Below are 16,937 nucleotides of genomic sequence, written 5' to 3'. Positions count from 1 at the left end.
AAAGGCCTGGTTTCTACCAGGCCTTTTTATAATTCTCATTAAACTTTCAAAAAGCTTCTGAATCCGCGGGCAGCGTAATACGATTCCGCACCGTTATGATACAGGAAGACGTGTCCGAAACGGCGATCACAAAATAAGGCGCCGCCTAAAGAACGGATATCTTCCGGAGTACGCACCCAGCTCGACGTCTTTTGGTCCACCGGTTCAATCTCCTGAAGCCTACGGTACTGGTGCTCATCAAGCATGTCCACACCCATGGATAAAGCCAGATCAGCAGCACTCGTCTCAGGCTTATATTTTTTCCGTGATTCCAAAGCCGCCTTGTCGTAGCAGACACTCCTCCGCCCTTTTGGACTTTCCTTACAACAATCATAAAAGACGAACGCATCACGATCCTTCTCATAGCCAACGACATCCGGTTCCCCGCCCGTCCGCTCCATTTCATAAAGCGACCAAAGTTTTTCCGGAGATTTCTCAAGCTTCGACACGACGTCCGCCCAAGTCAACCCTTCATGGCGGTGACTGTTCTTCTCGAAGCGATCCTCCAACAGGGATATGAGCTCTTCTTTTTCCTGTGCAGTCAGTTCCTTTTGGTTTGCCGACATCTCTCAACCTCCTCTTTTAATTCTCCACTATTCCTTAGTCTACTATAATTCGATGGTGCTTTCCTGCCTCAAATAAAATCTCCACCCCTATTTTTCAAGCTTGCCCTTGTTCACAACCTTGGGAAAATCATAAGGTCTTTAGATAAGCGTGGTGGATCAACACAGGCACTCTTCTATAAACCAACCTTTCCTGACCGTTCAACCGATTCGAAGTAAAGCAATGACCAGAAAAGCAATGACGATCATTCCCATCATCAAGCCACCTGAAACTTTTCGGTTTTCCACAAAATAATCCCTGTATCCTGCTGTGAATTGATAGATCAGCAAACCCGTCCCCCAATAAAGGAGAAGGCTTTGGTCAATGAAGAAGTCGAGGATAAAACCAACTGCTGATGCTGCCATGACACTGACTCCAATAACATTCATGGTTTTATGCATGGCAATTTCCCGCCTTTCCTGTCTACTTTCCAAATGGTCAGACTCCACTGTTCTAAAATCAACGCACAGAATTCCCGATTTCCCAATCGAACCAGCGCCCGTGTCCGTCCGTTTGACCAATGACCTTCGTATTGAAAGCTCCCTCCTTATAAGAATCGATATGCAACTTTCCATCCTTCATATTGTTGTAAACATGAAAAACGTCGCGCTCCTGACCGATTTCCTCCACCTTCTCCAGCAGATCTGCTTTCAAATTCTCAGGCATTTGATTCGCTACATGTGTATGGAAGATACACAACGTCGTATCCTGAGGGGTATCTTTAGAAACTTCTGGTAAAAGGTGGACGCCATCCCCTTCTATTAATAACGGCGGGTGATGCCTCCATTGCTCGACAGCGGCATCGAAGTGTTTTCTACGCTCTTCATGCTCCGGCCATAAAAGGGCTTTCAGCCATTGGACATCCGCTTCATTTGATAAATCACTAATATGTAAATCAAGGCCGATTCTGCTTTTGACTGGGGGATTTACAGTCAGAATACCCTCGGGAACTTCCCCATTCCTTACGTAAGACTCAAGACGAAGATGGGAATCGGGATTCCCATATACTTTCCCTCCATAAGAATAGCTGTACTGATCAAACAGAAGCTGCAATCCTGCACTCGTTCCGATTTCAATCAGAGAAAGAGGCTTATGCGTATGTTGATGAATGAGAGTAAAAACAGGATAAAGATAAGCACACCGCCGAACTTCATTCGTCTGCACACGTTTCGTCTGTAAAAGTTTAGTGATGATCGGTTTATATTCGTTAACGAAATCTTGAAACGCCGGAAAAGGGTCCCCTCCCTTTTCCGGATTGTTAGTGACGCTTGGGTAGAAGTGTGCCAGTTCGTGATCAGACCCTTCCAGGAGAAGGGAGTGAACCGAAGCAAAAAGCAGGTTCGGCACAGGCTGTCCTGTTTTTGCCGAAAGACACAACTGCAAAATTTCCTCATCTTCAGCGACCTTCCGTGCCAACCTCTCATATAGTTCACTAGATCCTGAACATTCCCTTTCTGCAAAACCCTTGAATTGCGAAGACAACTCTTTATACTCCACTCTCTTTTCCCCCTTCACATTCCCCATCCTTTTTATGGAAATTCCATGTGAAACTAACGTAACACAACCTCCCCCCTCTTGAAAGGGATAGCTTTGATGAGAGGAGAAGACATGGATCGATCGAATAGCGAACTTTATACCGGTATTTCCCAGCATCCTCGTCCCTACAAAACATCTCCGAATGCCCCCCCTTGCCGAGTCCAAAAAAAAAGCCCTCAGAGGAGGACTTTTTACGCTCGTTCTAAGGGTGCTGTTGGGAGACAGAAAAGTACTGAAACCAGAAACGGAATTCATCAAAGAACAAGTCAGGATTCAACTCGATATTGGCAAAGAAATCTTCCAATACATTTTCGTCCACTTCATCAAGCAGACCTGAAACATACAGGGGCGTTTGGAACCGTGTAAACATCTTGTCATACCCGAAATCTGCAAAAACCTCTCTCATTTGATCTTCCGTCATCACACCCACTCCTTTGCTATAGGGTGGCACGAAAAACCTGTTTGTATTCTCATGCTCTCGTTTGAAAAGCACAGGAAGATTCCTTCTGATATGATGAATCAGGAAAGGAGAAGTGGATATGCCTAAGATTATTCACCACACATTCATCCAGGCTCCTGCATCCGTATGCTTCGATCTTGCAAGGAATGTTGACGTCCACACGATGACCACGGAGAAAACGAAGGAAAAGGCCGTTGCTGGTGTAAAGACCGGATGTATGGAAGAAGGCGATATCGTGACATGGGAAGCGAAGCATTTAGGTATCCGTCAGCATCTGACTGCGAAAATCACGGAAATGGACAAACCGTTCCGTTTCGTAGATGTCATGATCGATGGAGCTTTCCACTCGTTCACACATACCCACGAATTTTTTGAAAAACAAAAAGGAACTGTTATGGTCGATACATTTGATTACCGCTCCCCCCTCGGTCCACTCGGCACAGTGGCGGATCGTTTATTCCTGGAAAAGTACATGCGCCGCTTCATTGAGCATCGTGCGGAAGAACTGAAAAAGCTCGCAGAAAACAGAGAAACAGCCGGAAGTTGACTTCCGGCCGTTCACATTTAAGGGGTAAGGGTCAAAATATCTCCCTCGGCTTCATCCGTGGACGTCAGGTGATACTCCCCCTCCACCCAATCATCCAATTGGTTATGATACCAATCACTTCTGAAATGCCCGGATTGGCCTGGTCCGACCACATGATACGCTTCCGTCGGGTCTTCCATATCGATCACAAACCGCCATGAAGCCCCGTGATTGACGATTCCTTCCCCGTTGAATCCAGCCGCTCGAACCGTGACACGGCTCCCGCTGACAGGATGGGGATCTCCCGGGTTCAGGAATCGCTCTAAAAATCCGATACTTGATAGGGGATGGGTGAATTCAACTGCATGGCCGTCTCCCCACTTCCACTCGGATGCATCCTCACCGAACTCATCTTCAAGCTCATTCATTGTTGCTTGAAAGGCACGGGTGATCATCGTATCCATTCCCCCTGCTTTCTGGACCCACCGGGATTCGTCTCCCATTCGCAATAATTCATCCGTCGTCTGTCCTGATCCTTCAAAGAACTTTTGTATAGCAGAAGAAAGGTCTACATTGTATAATTCATCTTCAATATTCGCCATCCAACGGTGAAAAATGAGCGGTTGGGCTAACTCACGGTCATCTTCCCTGTTCCATTCGTCCAACAAAGCGAGCCTTTCCTTCTCCTCTGCTGTCCCCGCTTCCACCTTTTCCATCATGAGGGGAAGAAATTCTTCCGCCTGCAAATTCTTCACATCCATCTGCATCGCTTTAAAATCGTCGGGGATCAATTCTTTTTCCCCTGCCAGCATTTCGCTGATCCTTGCATACCGATAGGGCTGTGCCCAATTGTGGCTGATATGGTATGGATAATCCTCCGATGTGATTTTGTTGTTGGCGGTCGCAATGAAACCTTCTTCCGGATTGACCACTGATGGAAGTTCATCGAACGGGATGAACCCCTGCCATTCGTCTTCTGCTTCCCATCCACGCATCGGAAGCAGAGCATCCTCCGGTTGGTTGTAGATGGGCACCTGGCCATTCGCTTTATACGCGATTGTTCCATCCTTGCTTGCAAACACGAAATTTTGCGCAGGCGCGAGAAATTTTTCCAGGCCACGTTCAAACGATTCCCAATCATTGGCCCTGTTCATCTCCAGAACCGCTTCCAGTTCAGTTGTGGCATCTAAAGCTGTCCATCGTAACGAAAGCAGGGCATCTTTTCCAGAGTCGCCCGCATATTCACTGATCACCGGCCCGTGCCGGGTCTCGACAACCTCGAGATCTACAGGATCCCCGTCTTTTACATCAATGGTTTCCGTAAAGACATCCGCTTCTTCCCATTCATCTTCGTAAAGAAATTGATGAGGATCCTCCGGGTTCCGTTTTTCCAAGTACAGCTGCTGGACATCAGGACCTACATTCGTGACGCCCCAGGCGATGTCGTCGTTATGTCCGAGAATAATTCCCGGGATGCCTGCGAAGATCACCCCCGATACGTTGTAATCGGGCGCTTCCAAATGCATTTGATACCAGATGGACGGAGTCGCCATCCCAAGATGGGGATCATCAGCGAGCATCGGTGATCCGGATGCCGTCCGTTCTCCACTTACCACCCAGTTGTTGCTCCCATTGAATTCATTGGGGATGTAAACATTGGAAAAGCTTTGTTCCATATCGATATCGATTTCTCCAGCTTCAGCAAGAACCGTCGGGGCCTCTTCGGGATACGTCGGAAAAAGCTCATAGGCTTCTTCCTCTGAAAAGTTTTGCAGAAGATAGTAATTGAAGGCTTGACGCTCCCAATGTCCTCCGAGGTCAAAGGCCATATATTTCCCGATCGTCAACGAATCCACAGGCGTCCAAGGTTCAGGATCGATGTTCATCATCGTGAATTCAGGTGGTAACGCCTCATGATCCATAAACGCATTGACACCATCGGCAAACGCCTCTAACCGCTGGACTGCTTCCTCTGAGTACACGGCTAAAGATTTCTCAGCGGCTCTCCGCAGACCGAGTGTCCGGAAGTAACGATCCTGATCGACCGTCGCCTGTCCAACGACTGCACTCAACCGGCCGGACGCCTGCCTGCGGGCAAGTTCCATTTGAAATAAGCGGTCCTGGGCCTGTACGTAGCCTTGGGCCCGGAACACATCCATTTCACTCTCTGCTTTGATGTGCGGCACACCTTCTGCGTCTCTGGTAACCGTCACGGATGCTTCCAAACCGGAAAGGACGTTTTCCCCTTCTGTGTCGGGAAGACTCCTCAACGTGTAAGCGTTTACAAAAATAACAACCACAAGGATGAATAATACTACACTGCCTAGCGTCAGCCAGGCGGCTTTCTTCCACCGGGGCCTCGTCTTTTTATCTGAATCCAGCTTCCTAGCTGTCTCCATTCCCCCACCTCCAGAACTTTTCTCTATTATATCTCATTTTCGAGAAAATAGATTAAGAAATTTTTGAAACGGGTATGGATGGAATGTGCTTGATTTTGGAGGTGTTAAAGTGGAAAAAATCAAAATAAGCGATACCACTATGGAAGCGAGCCGTATCGGCCTTGGAACATGGGCGATCGGCGGCTGGATGTGGGGAGGTACAGATGAACAGCAGTCCATCAAAACCATCCACTCGGCTCTGGACAAAGGCATTAATCTGATCGACACTGCTCCCGCCTATGGATTCGGACGATCAGAGGAAATCATCGGGAAGGCAGTCGAACAGTACGGACGGCGCGAGGATCTGGTACTCGCGACCAAAGTCGGCATCGACTGGAACGATGACGCTGTTTTTCGTAACGCCAGTAAGGAACGCATCCATAAAGAAGTCGAAGATTCTTTGAAGCGATTAAAAACCGATTACATTGATATCTACCAAGTGCACTGGCCGGATCCGGTCACTCCGATTCATGAAACAGCAGAAGCTCTGTCCTATCTTTATAAACAAGGGAAAATTCGTGCGATCGGGGTCAGCAACTTCTCCCCTGAACAAATGGATACGTTCCGGGAGGCCGCACCCCTGCATACATTGCAGCCCCCTTATAACTTATTCGAGAGGGACATCGAATCGAAAACGCTGCCATATGTTGAGGACCATAACCTCACGACCATTTCTTACGGATCTCTCTGTCGTGGACTGCTTTCCGGCAAAATGTCCACCAACCGTGAATTTGAAGGAGACGACCTCCGGAACAACGACCCGAAATTCCAGCAGCCGCGATTCAAGCAGTACTTGAACGCCGTCAACGAGCTGGAAAAGCTTGCGGAAGACCGATTCGGAAAAAATGTTCTGCAGCTTGCCATCCGCTGGGTGCTGGACCAGCCGGGATCCGGCATCGCTCTGATGGGAGGACGCCGCCCCGACCAGCTGAACCCGGTCGATGAAGTCGACAGCTTCACCATTGATGAAGAAACGATGAAAGATATTGATGAAATCTTGTTGAAGCACGTCAATGATCCTGTAGGTCCTGAATTCATGGCCCCACCTGATCGCCAGGAACTGGGACTAAAATAAAAAACACAGGCGGACCCGATCCTTTCAGGGTCCGCTTTTCTTATGTCTGGATCATTATCCCCCTACAAAAGCCTAAAAAGTTTAGAAACTTTTATTCTCGTCAATCGTATTAAAGAAATAAACCGTCAATCAGGAGGTACACATTACATGGATATTCTCATATGGGCCATCATCATCGCCTGCTTCATCGCCAGTTTCGCCAGTATCATTTTCCCACTCATCCCCGCACCACTCGTACTATGGATCGGTTTTCTCGCCTACGCCTTCTTTATCGATGGCAGCGGGTTGTCGGTGTTTTTCTGGATCGGGGCTGTTGTGCTCACCGTTCTTCTTGTCGTCTCGGATATTATCGCGAACAGTTACTTCGTAAAAAAATATGGAGGGAGTAAATGGGGGGAACGTTCAGCAGCCATAGGAGTCATCATCGGTTCATTCATTATCCCGCCGCTTGGCATCCTCCTCGTGCCCTTTATTCTTGTCATCGTCGTGGAACTTGTGCAGAAACGCTCGTCAGAAGAGGCGTTCAAAGCAGCGATCGGCTCTTTGTTCGGATTTCTAAGTGGAACCGTCGCCAAGATCATTATTCAAGCAATCCTTATCATCTGGTTTTTCTTTGACATATAAAGCAGATATAAAACCTCAGGGTATAAACCTTGAGGTTTTTGTTTGATCAACGTAGTTTTAGCCTGTTTAAAGAAGCACACAATTTTATTGCAGAAAACCCCTGTTTATTTAAGATTTGAATTCAAGATGAAAATACCTTTTATAAAGAATATATAGAATAAATCACTTCGTATTTTGCTAATGCGTATCCACAGTGGAAAACTTTCGGCGATGAGCCTGTTCTTATGATGGATCAAGGTTCTCATGCTCCTCTTTCATCGCCGTGGTATGAGTCTTACATGGAATTAGCAAGCCGTCCATTTATATGCTCCAAAAGACTTTCTCTGAATGAAGTCTTCGATTTCAACGAGGTCTGTCACTTTCATAGGCTTTGGAATATACATGGTCATTCACTTCTATTAGTATTGAAGTCGTTTAACCATTATGAAGTCCGTTTGTTCTTCGTCCCCCATATAAAAAGAGTGCGCTCCCGTTTGAACAAAACCCAATTTCTTATAGAAAGAAATGTCATTTTCATTTTTTTCCCAAACGCCCAGCCAGATTTTCTTTTTATTCTGTTCCATAGCAACATCCATAGCTTTATTGAACAGGTATTTACCAAGTCCAAGCTTTTGAAATTTATGAATAATATAAATCCGTTCGATTTCCAGGGAGTCATCATCCATTTCTTCAGACTGGGCCTTCCCTGTATTCACCTTTAAATATCCAGCAACTTCATCATGAATAGAAACAATATAGAAATGCGATAAAGGATTAGATACCTCCTCTTCTATTTTTTGTAAGTTAAAAGCTGCTTCCAAATAAGCCTTCATATTTTCTGGAGAATTTTGATCCTCAAACGTCTCCTTAAAGGTTTCGCAGCCGATTTCCTGAAGAATTCGTGAATCGCCCACTGTACATCTGGTCATTTTAATATTCATTTAAACCTGTCACCCCTCTCTCCATTCAATAGCTTCTCTTGTTTCCCTTTTTAACAAATTCCCAGTCTTTTTCTATATTTCTCCTCACTATTTGAAGAAGGTCGAAAAGGTTTTCTATTTCTTCTTCGGATAACCCTTCCAAAGCAACGGTGTTGGAATGATCATTTTCTCTTTTTATAAAAGGAAAAATCCTCCTTCCTTTATCAGTTGGATAAAGCTTTTTAATCTTTTTGTTATAATCGTCTTCTTTTTTCACTATAAAGCCATTCATTTCAAGCTTCTTTATTGAGCGAGCTGCCGTGGTACGATCTACTTTTATCAGCTCAGCTACTTTCTCTTGAATAATGCCCGGACTCTCACAAATTCTCACAAGATATAGATACTGTCCCCTCGTGAGGTCATATTCTTTGAATTCTATATTACTTATTGAATCTAATGCCCTCGCGATCATTCCAATTTCACGTAGGATTTCCTTCATATTGACCTCCATTGTTTTTGTTGCAAGTGCAACATTTATCACTGTAAACTTACCCTAACTTATTTTTGTTGTATTTGCAACATAAATAAGTTAATGAAGAGGTGAATTCAGGTAAACCTTTTCCGTTTCATAATAGCAATCTTACTATTAACCCTCGTCATCCATCCCCTCCGCCCCTTGACTAGATCAGGGTCTCGAAACCCCTTCATGAATGCATTATTTACCATTAAAACTATCAGCCACTTGGATTAATTCTTCTTTGGAAATAGCCTTTATATCTGTAACTAGTTCGTAATGAATCTTGCCTTTCTTCCAAATTAGTATCTTGGAATCTTCCTCCTGACCATAGCTGCCTTCAGAGTTGTCATTGATCTTCACTGTTTCTTCTGTAGAATTAAATGCATTTTCCCTATTCTTAGCGCTAAGAGTTATCTTGCCTTTATTTTGAATAACAAAAGTAACAAACAAAAGGTTTTTCTGCTCACCAGCTATACTTGCTGTATCCACATTTATTTTTGTGGGTTTATAAGGAAGCCTCTCTGGAATCTCCGGGTTGAAAGACACCTCCACCAAGGCGGTATTCAATTTTGTTTTTTCATATTCAACTAATCCGCTTTTCAAGTCATTACTGCATCCACTCAACATCAGGATTATTGTAATGAGGGATAAAACATGCTTCTTCAAGAAAATACTCCTATCTTTTTAGGTAAACGATGTAATAATGATTTATTCATCTAAAGCCCCCTTCAATTGAAGTCTTCAAGGGGAGATACCTTCGAGTTTACCTTGAACTACCCCCCCTTTTTTGTTCAACAACAGATTTTACCTATCACACCTGCTAATGAACTTTTCTAATAATATCGTATATATATCTGATTGTTCAGCATGAACTAAGTGTGAGGCGAAAGGAATGATAGAAACGTGAACATTATCTTTTATTGAAGGGTAATATAATGCACCTTTGGTTTCAGATTCATTCCCCTCGCCAACCATATATAGAATAGGTGAAGAAATGCCTTCCAAGTCTTTTGTAATTTCGAATGGATACCACTCTTCATCCTTTGCAATCTCAAGGGATTGCTTCCAATCTGATTTATGTAAATGATCAAAGTAACCAACAATTTCATCATTCATCATTAACTGCTCTTGATGTTCCATAGACTGCTTGTGTAGTTCTAACCAATCCTTTGGTTTTTCGGACATCACACCAGATATAGTCAGACTCTTCATTTTTTCATTATATTTTTTTGCAAATGACAATCCCACTAAAGCCCCTAAAGAACATCCAACAATATGAGCAGAATCAACTTCTAAATCATTAAGCGTTTCTTGTAAATCCTCTACTGAATCTTCAAAGAAATTCGTAAGGTCATCGGCTACTGATTTTCCATGCCCACGTAAATCAGGCAGAATAACTTTAAATTTATCTTTGAAGTATTCTCTCTGATTTTCAAAATCAGTTAAACCAGTTTGTAATCCAGTATGAAGAAATACAATGGGTTCTCCATCCCCAAGAACTTCAGTATGTAAAATCATTTAATCCCTTCTCTCTGATTTAATTTTTGCAAAGGATTCATTTCACTTCTTTCACTATCCAACTTACTTTACATATTACGAACAGCCCACTTTAAAGTTTCATAATCCTCCATTTTTTCAATGATCTCGGAACTGTATCTTCCACTAACTTGCCCTATTCTTCAAGACTCAGCTTCGAGATCACACATGTCAAAACCATACGATAACAACGGCAATTCAATAGAAAACAAGGAGCAAGGAACCAGGCAGGTTCCTTGCTCCTTGTATATTTAACGGCCCATCCCTTTCAAAAAGTGGAGGAGCATCGTGATGCTGCGATTGATTTCCGGATCTTTCAGTGCTTTGGCAAGGTCCAGGAACGACGTCTTGTCAGTCGTCCCTTCCCCTTCCATAGCTTCTAATCCGTGATTCAAGCGTGAACTTAATTCACGGATGCCGGAAACATTGATTTCTCCCAAAAGAAATACGAGTTCCGGGAGATTACGAAGCAGCGGCTCATACTGATCCTTATCGATTTCCTTTACGACGTTCGCCAAGGCTTCATCCTTTGCTTTGACGAATGCGGTCACTGAATCAAGCGTTTCGCCTTCATCGAGAGCTTTCAACAAATCCAGGCCTTTGAGGATGGATTCCTTGTTGTCGGCGACCGCTTCCTTGACTTCCCGGACGTCCCGGTCGATTTGCTCTTCACGGGGAATTTTGTATCGTTTGATATTCGTAATCGCTTTTGCCATTATCGTCCCCCCTGACTGCCTGGGAATACATAGTCCTCACGCTTCCATTTTTCCTGTACTTTAACACCTTTCTGTGGAACAGGGTTTCCTCGGCGGTGGTTGTTATGGGGAATCGGCGATTTCCCTTTTTTCTTCAATACTTTCATTTTTACTGCAATTTCTTTATAAGCGGGTGTATCCGTATCTTTATCCACGCGGTTATCCGTCAGGAAGTTGATCGCAGACTTGCCGTTATCGTTCAGAGGCAGGAAGATTTCGTTGCCGCTGACCCGGTCCGTGACCGTGACGACACCCGTAGCTTCTCCTGATTCAGAGATCAGCTTCACTTCGGCACCTTCCTCGATCCCGCGTTCCTTCGCCAGGTCGTGGGAAACTTCTATAAAGGCATTCGGCGTTTTCCGTCGGATCCCTTCCGATTTATACGTCATATTTCCTTCATGGAAATGCTCAAGTAACCGGCCATTGTTGACGTGGAGGTCGTATTCTTCATCCGTATCATACATCAGTTCGTAACTCAGTGGATACAGCTTCGCCTTTTTATCTTCAAAAGGGAACCCGTCTGTAAATAAGAGCGGCTGATCCGTCCCATCTTCTGCGACCGGCCACTGCAGAGATTTGTATCCTTCTAAACGATCGTAATGGACACCTGCAAACAACGGTGCCAGACCTGCAGCTTCATGCATGATTTCAGACGGATGCTGATAATTCCAGTCGCGTCCAAGTTCTTTAGCAATCAGTTGGATGATTTCCCAATCCGGTTTTGTACCTTCCAGCGGATCAAAACTTTGATAGAGGCGCTGGATGCGACGCTCCGTATTCGTAAACGTCCCTTCTTTTTCAAGGCTCGGTGATGCCGGCAGAACGACGTCCGCGTATTCTGCGGTCTTCGTTAAGAACAAGTCCTGAACAATGAAAAAGTCGAGTTTTTCAAGCGCTGCCGTCACATAATTGATGTTGGCATCAACGATTCCTGTATCTTCCCCCATCACATACATCATCGATAGTTCATCATTATGGATTGCTTCAATCATTTCATGGTTGTCCATTCCCTGTTCTTTCGGAATCGTAGCCTCCCATGCTTTTTCATAACGGGCGCGCACTTCATCATCGGATGTTTCTTCATATCCCGGGAAGAAATTCGGCATGCTGCCGAAATCACTGCAGCCTTGGACGTTGTTGTGACCACGGAGCGGATAAGCACCGGTTCCAGGCTTTCCGTAGTTCCCTGTAATCAACAGCAGGTTACTGATGGCCGTACTTGTATCACTTCCGAGCATATGCTGCGTCACGCCCATCGCCCAGCATACGGCGACAGATTCAGAAGAAGCGACTTCTTTAGCCACATCCTTCAATTCCTGTTCAGGTATCCCCGTCAATTCAGAGGCATATTCCATCGTGAATGGTTCAAGACTCTCACGATATTCATCAAAACCATTGACCCAGTCTTTCAGGAAGTTCTGATCCTCCCACCCCTGGTCGAGAATGTACTTCGCAACTGCTGAGAGCCAAACGAGATCGGTTCCTGACTTCGGTTGATAAAAACGGTCGGCACGTTTTGCCATCTCATGTTTTCTCAAATCGAAAACGAACAGTTTTTGTCCGAACAACTTCTGCGACCGTTTTACGCGTGAGGCAAGCACAGGGTGGGATTCCGCTGTATTTGATCCAATCGTCAGAACGAGCTTGCTCGCTGCGATATCGTCAATCGAACCGGAGTCACCTCCATAACCGACCGTACGGAACAATCCTTTTGTCGCTGGGGCCTGACAGTAACGCGAGCAGTTGTCGATATTGTTCGTCCCGATGACCTGGCGGGCCAGCTTCTGCATGACATAGGATTCTTCATTCGTGGCTTTGGAAGAAGAGATGAATGCCAGATGATCGGCCCCTTTTTCAGCCTTGATCTGGGTCATACGTTCAGCAACATATGAGATCGCCTCGTCCCAGTCGACTTCCTCGAAATGTTCACCACGACGTACGAGCGGCTTTTGGAGACGTTCATCACTATTAACGTAATCCCAGCCGAATTTTCCTTTCACACATGTAGAAATGCCGTTTGCCGGAGATTCCGCACTCGGTTCAACTTTCAGGATTTCTCTTCCTTTTGTCCACACATCGAACGAACAGCCGACTCCGCAATACGTGCAGACGGTTTTTTCTTTTTGAATGACTTCTTCGCGCATGGCCGCTTCCGTATCAGAAACAGCGAAGAGCGGACCATACCCTGTCTCCACTTTCTTCGTCAAATTGATCATCGACTTCAAAAGGCCTGGCTCCGTATCGGTCAAAAAGCCGGCGTCCCCTTCCATTCCCTTTTCCATCATCGCATTACATGGGCAGACCGTAGAACACTGCCCGCAATTGACACAGGAGGATTCGTCGATTGGGACATCATTGTCCCAAATGACACGCGGTTCTTTGCGATCCCAATCGATGGTCAGTGTTTCATTTACCTGAACATCCTGACAGACTTCGACACAGCGGCCGCAGAGGATACACTGATCCGGATCATAGCGGTAAAAAGAGCCGGAATCATCCTTCTCATAACTCGTCGGCTGAAAAGGGCGGGACTGATGCTCCAAACCGAATTCTGCCATCGTATTGTGAATTTCACAAGAACCATTATTGTAATCACAAACCGTACAGTACAGTTCATGTTTTTCCAAGATACGGTCCAACGACTCCTTCTGCGCTTTATGTACATGAGGAAGTTTCGTTTGGACTTTCATTCCTGCTTTCACACTTGTCCCACATGCCCGCGTCAATTCACCATCAACCTGTACGATACACGTATCACACGTCTGGATCGGACCAAGTGATTCGTTATAGCAGATTTGCGGTACCTGTTCCTCCGCTTCGTTCATCAGCTGCAATAAATTCTGACCCGGTTCCGCCAGAAATTCCTTTCCATTGATCGTCACTACTGTATGTTCATTCAATCGTTACTCCTCCTCCACTAGCTGCAGTGATACGTCTCGGATGAGTATACACATTCATCCGCTCCCCCCGTAAGAAACCAACAGCCGTTATGTTCAAATCATCCGCAAGCTGCAGGGCTAAATCTGTCGGCGCCGACTTGGACAACAGGATACCGAATCCCATCTTCGATATTTTCAGAAGGACTTCCGAAGATATCCTGCCTGTAAATAAAACGATTTTCCCTTTTCTGCTCACGTTCTCTTTCAGCAAAAACCCATATAATTTATCAAGGGCGTTATGACGGCCGATATCCGCATATGCTTTCACTATTCCATTCTCAGTAGCAATCGCTGCCTGGTGCACGCCGCCCGTCCGTTGGAACAAACCCGCCTGAGCCTGGAATTCCTCCATCAGTCTGAAACAGGCTTCCGGTTGGAAAGTCGTTTCATCCAGAGCTGTACGAGCGGTTGCCGCATCGCTTTGAAAATAAAACGCCCGGCTCTTCCCACAGCACGACCCGAGCCACCTTTTTTGACCGCTCTCCATCTTTGGAAGACTCACGGCCGTTTCCACATAGGCGAACCCACGATCATCATCCAGCGTCAAATCTTTGATTTCCTTCCTACTACGAATGAGCCCTTCCGATGCGAGGAAACCAAGAATCATTTCTTCTTTATCTGTGGGAGTACAGACCATTGTCGCGAATTCTTCCCCGTTGACTGTCACCGTCAATGGATACTCGACAGCTACTTCGTCTTCTACGGAGGCCCACTCATGTTCTCGATATCTATGAATTTGCCACGACCTCGTCCCCAATTTTTTACCCCCTTACCATTCCTTCCCTATGGTATTCCCGTTCTTTCGACATAACAAACACCCCCTCATAGGAATAATGAAGGAGGTGTTTGGGTGAAATAATATGAGAATTTCAGGGTTACTCTGGTATTTTTTTAATGAGGATGTTCCCTTAATTGTTTTACAGGAAATGTAAATAAAAAGGAGGCAAAGCCATGGATGTTTTCAATACCATTATTCATATCATTAAGAAAATACGCGGGTTCATTTTATGGGTCGTCTTTATTTTCATCCTTCTCTTCGGACTGTTTGCCGGTGCCGGCTCTCTCGTTTCTTCCTTGTTCCAGTGACTGTAAAAGCCGATTTCTATAAGCCAGCAGACCGATAAATAATCCGAGACCGCCCACTACCCCGGACAAGCCGCCCCACAATCCAAGCGTGCGCGGGGAGAAGGTGTCTAATAACCAACCAGATCCGAACATCACTATTCCGAGGTGAACATTGGCAAGCGACTCCATCCAGCCGAACACCCGCCCCTGATCACTTTTTGGCAGATGTCTCATTAAAAAGGTGTCCAGCAATGCTCCCCATACACCACTGAGCAAAGCAATGCATACAAAGGTCGCTACCAGGCCTGGAAAAGAAGGCATATGGCTGGCCATGATGTGGAGAATACCTTCCACCATGAGCAAAATCAGGACCAGTGATAGCGAACCATTTTTAATCTTGCTGGAAAAGAAGAAGCTTGTTACAAGCCCGCTCCCTAATGCCCCGTACAAAAATCCGACCCCCAGTTCATTCAAAGCGAAAGTTTCCACCCCGTATACGCTGATCAGAACATTGAATACGCCGTCCATTCCTGCTCCTGCAAGCTGGATCACCAAGATGAAGAAAACCCACCCCGGCCATTTCATCGGGTTTCGATGCTCTTTCTTTTCCACAACTTCTTTGTCTCGCGACGATGGCAAAGGCAAAAGAAGAAAAGCTGCTGTTAAGAAAGAAAAACCATTCAACCAAAAAGCAAACGAAGGTCCAGCGACATAGGCAACAATCCCTCCTGTAATCGATCCACCAATCAAAACAACTCCCGTCATAAGCTGTTCCAGACCGTTCACTTTCATAAGGTGTTCAGGTTTTGTCACGGTCCCGATATAGCTCTTGCGGACGGGCTGATAGAAAGCCTCTCCACAAGCGAGGATAAACATGGATAAGAAGATGATCCAAACGTCTTCTTCAGCATCCACGAACAGAAAACTCCATGCAAAAGGTATTCTCAAAAGATCTGTCAGAATGAGAAGTCCCTTTTTGGAAGAATAATCAGCAAGCCTTCCCCCAAGCGGGGACAAAACAAGATAGGGAATAATTCTGATCCCAAGGACAGCTCCAACAGCCATTCCAGAACCGGTTAATTCGAGCAGCAGGGTAAGCACCGCTACTTGACTGAACCGATCCCCGATGCCATTCACGATGCCTGAGTAAAAAAGAAATCGGTAGGAGTTGTGGATCTTCATACCGACCGCCTAACATTAGATATGCATCTAATTAGCTGAGCAAAATAAAGGGCCATGTCGTCACCTTCGGACGACAACCGGCCACATTTCCACGGGGTTAAGCTCATATTGGTTATTTTCCCTGTACATGAACTGCTGCATGATCCATTCCCTCCGAACCGTCGCAAAATCATCAAAGAAGGTTTGGATATATTCATTGACTTCTTTCTCCTCATAAGTTTTTCCATGTTCAAACCATTGGACAAAATAAGAAAGGATGACATTTTTCTTTTTCAATTGGCTCGGCATCTGTTTCAGTTTTCCTTCAACTGTAACGAAATTTTTAATGATTTTGGCCTGCTCTCTGCTATCAACTTTCAACTCTTCGGCAACCACTCGTTCATCATCTCCTATCCGTAATATAGCTGTTGTCATGAATTCCAACTTCTGCTCATTCAAATAAAAGTAAATCGTATTTTTATCTCTTCTGGAATAGACCGCCCCTGTATCCTTCAACTTCTTCAAATGATGGGTGATCGTTGGAGGACGCAACCCTAATTTCCCTGCAATTGCCTGCCCATGCAGAGGGCCTTGACGAAGGAGAGCGATAATTCTAAGCCTCGTCGGATCTCCGACTGCTTTATGGAAAGCTACCATTTTTTCTAATTGCATACATTCACCTCTCTAATTAAATGATTATCTAATTAAATATTAATCTAATTATATGAAGTTGTCAACGGTGTTTTTTTCGGCATTCCATCACA

17 protein-coding genes are annotated in these 16,937 nt (G+C 45.3%); 3 read left to right on the top strand and 14 right to left on the bottom strand.

What is annotated here, in order from left to right; translation table 11 throughout:
* Positions 1–38 precede the first annotated feature (38 nt).
* The 4 genes from ACXADE_RS07885 to ACXADE_RS07870 all read right to left on the bottom strand — a co-directional run bounded on the left by ACXADE_RS07885 (position 39) and on the right by ACXADE_RS07870 (position 2,599).
* Entirely contained in the window at positions 39–605 is a 567-nt protein-coding gene (locus ACXADE_RS07885; protein ID WP_474979929.1) for a DUF4256 domain-containing protein, read from the bottom strand.
* Positions 606–803: 198 nt separating this feature from the next.
* Positions 804–1,076, bottom strand: coding sequence for a hypothetical protein (locus ACXADE_RS07880; RefSeq protein ID WP_474979928.1), 273 nt, complete (start codon positions 1,074–1,076; stop codon positions 804–806).
* A gap of 25 nt (positions 1,077–1,101) precedes the next feature.
* Positions 1,102–2,139: a DUF2332 domain-containing protein gene (locus ACXADE_RS07875; protein WP_474979927.1), complete on the bottom strand. Its 1,038-nt coding sequence runs from the start codon at positions 2,137–2,139 to the stop codon at positions 1,102–1,104.
* Positions 2,140–2,380: 241 nt separating this feature from the next.
* Entirely contained in the window at positions 2,381–2,599 is a 219-nt protein-coding gene (locus ACXADE_RS07870) for a hypothetical protein (RefSeq protein WP_474979926.1), read from the bottom strand.
* A 118-nt stretch (positions 2,600–2,717) separates the two neighbouring features.
* Here ACXADE_RS07870 and ACXADE_RS07865 point away from each other — a divergent pair, with 118 nt between their 5' ends.
* On the top strand, positions 2,718–3,185 hold the full coding sequence (locus tag ACXADE_RS07865) for an SRPBCC family protein (RefSeq protein ID WP_474979925.1): 468 nt from the start codon (positions 2,718–2,720) through the stop codon (positions 3,183–3,185).
* Positions 3,186–3,202: 17 nt separating this feature from the next.
* On the opposite strand, the gene ACXADE_RS07860 is transcribed toward ACXADE_RS07865, so the two are convergent.
* Positions 3,203–5,563, bottom strand: a complete 2,361-nt coding sequence (locus ACXADE_RS07860; RefSeq protein WP_474979924.1) for a penicillin acylase family protein — start codon at positions 5,561–5,563, stop codon at positions 3,203–3,205.
* 109 nt (positions 5,564–5,672) lie between these two features.
* On the opposite strand from ACXADE_RS07860, the gene ACXADE_RS07855 reads away from it, so the two are divergent.
* Both ACXADE_RS07855 and ACXADE_RS07850 read left to right on the top strand, forming a co-directional pair.
* Positions 5,673–6,677 (top strand): aldo/keto reductase, encoded by a 1,005-nt coding sequence (locus ACXADE_RS07855; protein ID WP_474979923.1) that lies wholly within the window; start codon positions 5,673–5,675, stop codon positions 6,675–6,677.
* Positions 6,678–6,824: 147 nt separating this feature from the next.
* Complete coding sequence (locus ACXADE_RS07850; RefSeq protein ID WP_474979922.1) at positions 6,825–7,301, top strand: DUF456 domain-containing protein; 477 nt, start codon at positions 6,825–6,827, stop codon at positions 7,299–7,301.
* 398 nt (positions 7,302–7,699) lie between these two features.
* Here the strand turns inward: ACXADE_RS07850 and paiA are convergent, their stop codons facing one another.
* From paiA to ACXADE_RS07805, 9 genes are all read right to left on the bottom strand, one after another.
* Positions 7,700–8,221: a spermidine/spermine N(1)-acetyltransferase gene (gene paiA, locus ACXADE_RS07845; protein WP_474979921.1), complete on the bottom strand. Its 522-nt coding sequence runs from the start codon at positions 8,219–8,221 to the stop codon at positions 7,700–7,702.
* 25 nt (positions 8,222–8,246) lie between these two features.
* The gene (locus ACXADE_RS07840; RefSeq protein ID WP_474982213.1) at positions 8,247–8,699 is read right to left on the bottom strand and encodes a MarR family winged helix-turn-helix transcriptional regulator; all 453 of its coding nucleotides are present in this window, start codon (positions 8,697–8,699) and stop codon (positions 8,247–8,249) included.
* A 216-nt stretch (positions 8,700–8,915) separates the two neighbouring features.
* Entirely contained in the window at positions 8,916–9,383 is a 468-nt protein-coding gene (locus tag ACXADE_RS07835) for a DUF4367 domain-containing protein (RefSeq protein WP_474979920.1), read from the bottom strand.
* 138 nt (positions 9,384–9,521) lie between these two features.
* Complete coding sequence (locus ACXADE_RS07830; protein ID WP_474979919.1) at positions 9,522–10,235, bottom strand: alpha/beta fold hydrolase; 714 nt, start codon at positions 10,233–10,235, stop codon at positions 9,522–9,524.
* A gap of 269 nt (positions 10,236–10,504) precedes the next feature.
* Positions 10,505–10,969, bottom strand: coding sequence for a helical membrane plugin domain-containing protein (locus tag ACXADE_RS07825; protein WP_474979918.1), 465 nt, complete (start codon positions 10,967–10,969; stop codon positions 10,505–10,507).
* The gene (gene fdhF / locus ACXADE_RS07820) at positions 10,969–13,908 is read right to left on the bottom strand and encodes a formate dehydrogenase subunit alpha (protein ID WP_474979917.1); all 2,940 of its coding nucleotides are present in this window, start codon (positions 13,906–13,908) and stop codon (positions 10,969–10,971) included. The genes ACXADE_RS07825 and fdhF overlap by 1 nt, the downstream gene beginning before the upstream one ends.
* Positions 13,901–14,704 carry a formate dehydrogenase accessory sulfurtransferase FdhD gene (gene fdhD / locus ACXADE_RS07815; protein WP_474979916.1) on the bottom strand — a complete coding sequence of 268 codons (804 nt, stop codon included), beginning with the start codon at positions 14,702–14,704 and terminating at the stop codon, positions 13,901–13,903. Before fdhD ends, fdhF begins: the two co-directional genes overlap by 8 nt.
* Positions 14,705–14,952: 248 nt before the next feature.
* A complete protein-coding gene (locus tag ACXADE_RS07810) occupies positions 14,953–16,194 on the bottom strand; it encodes an MFS transporter (RefSeq protein ID WP_474979915.1) in 1,242 nt (413 codons plus the stop codon).
* A 60-nt stretch (positions 16,195–16,254) separates the two neighbouring features.
* Entirely contained in the window at positions 16,255–16,845 is a 591-nt protein-coding gene (locus tag ACXADE_RS07805) for a DUF2087 domain-containing protein (RefSeq protein WP_474979914.1), read from the bottom strand.
* Positions 16,846–16,937 lie beyond the last annotated feature (92 nt).

The organism is Halobacillus sp. ABR2_026, from assembly GCF_056158545.1.
This window is presented reverse-complemented; position numbering and strand designations above follow the sequence as displayed.

Coding starts and splice junctions, on each gene's coding strand:
- ACXADE_RS07885 (WP_474979929.1), bottom strand. CDS start 605: ATGTCGGCAAACCAAAAGGAACTGACTGCACAGGAAAAAGAAGAGCTC.
- ACXADE_RS07870 (WP_474979926.1), bottom strand. CDS start 2,599: ATGACGGAAGATCAAATGAGAGAGGTTTTTGCAGATTTCGGGTATGAC.
- ACXADE_RS07865 (WP_474979925.1), top strand. CDS start 2,718: ATGCCTAAGATTATTCACCACACATTCATCCAGGCTCCTGCATCCGTA.
- ACXADE_RS07860 (WP_474979924.1), bottom strand. CDS start 5,563: ATGGAGACAGCTAGGAAGCTGGATTCAGATAAAAAGACGAGGCCCCGG.
- ACXADE_RS07850 (WP_474979922.1), top strand. CDS start 6,825: ATGGATATTCTCATATGGGCCATCATCATCGCCTGCTTCATCGCCAGT.
- paiA (WP_474979921.1), bottom strand. CDS start 8,221: ATGAATATTAAAATGACCAGATGTACAGTGGGCGATTCACGAATTCTT.
- ACXADE_RS07840 (WP_474982213.1), bottom strand. CDS start 8,699: ATGAAGGAAATCCTACGTGAAATTGGAATGATCGCGAGGGCATTAGAT.
- ACXADE_RS07830 (WP_474979919.1), bottom strand. CDS start 10,235: ATGATTTTACATACTGAAGTTCTTGGGGATGGAGAACCCATTGTATTT.
- ACXADE_RS07825 (WP_474979918.1), bottom strand. CDS start 10,969: ATGGCAAAAGCGATTACGAATATCAAACGATACAAAATTCCCCGTGAA.
- ACXADE_RS07810 (WP_474979915.1), bottom strand. CDS start 16,194: ATGAAGATCCACAACTCCTACCGATTTCTTTTTTACTCAGGCATCGTG.
- ACXADE_RS07805 (WP_474979914.1), bottom strand. CDS start 16,845: ATGCAATTAGAAAAAATGGTAGCTTTCCATAAAGCAGTCGGAGATCCG.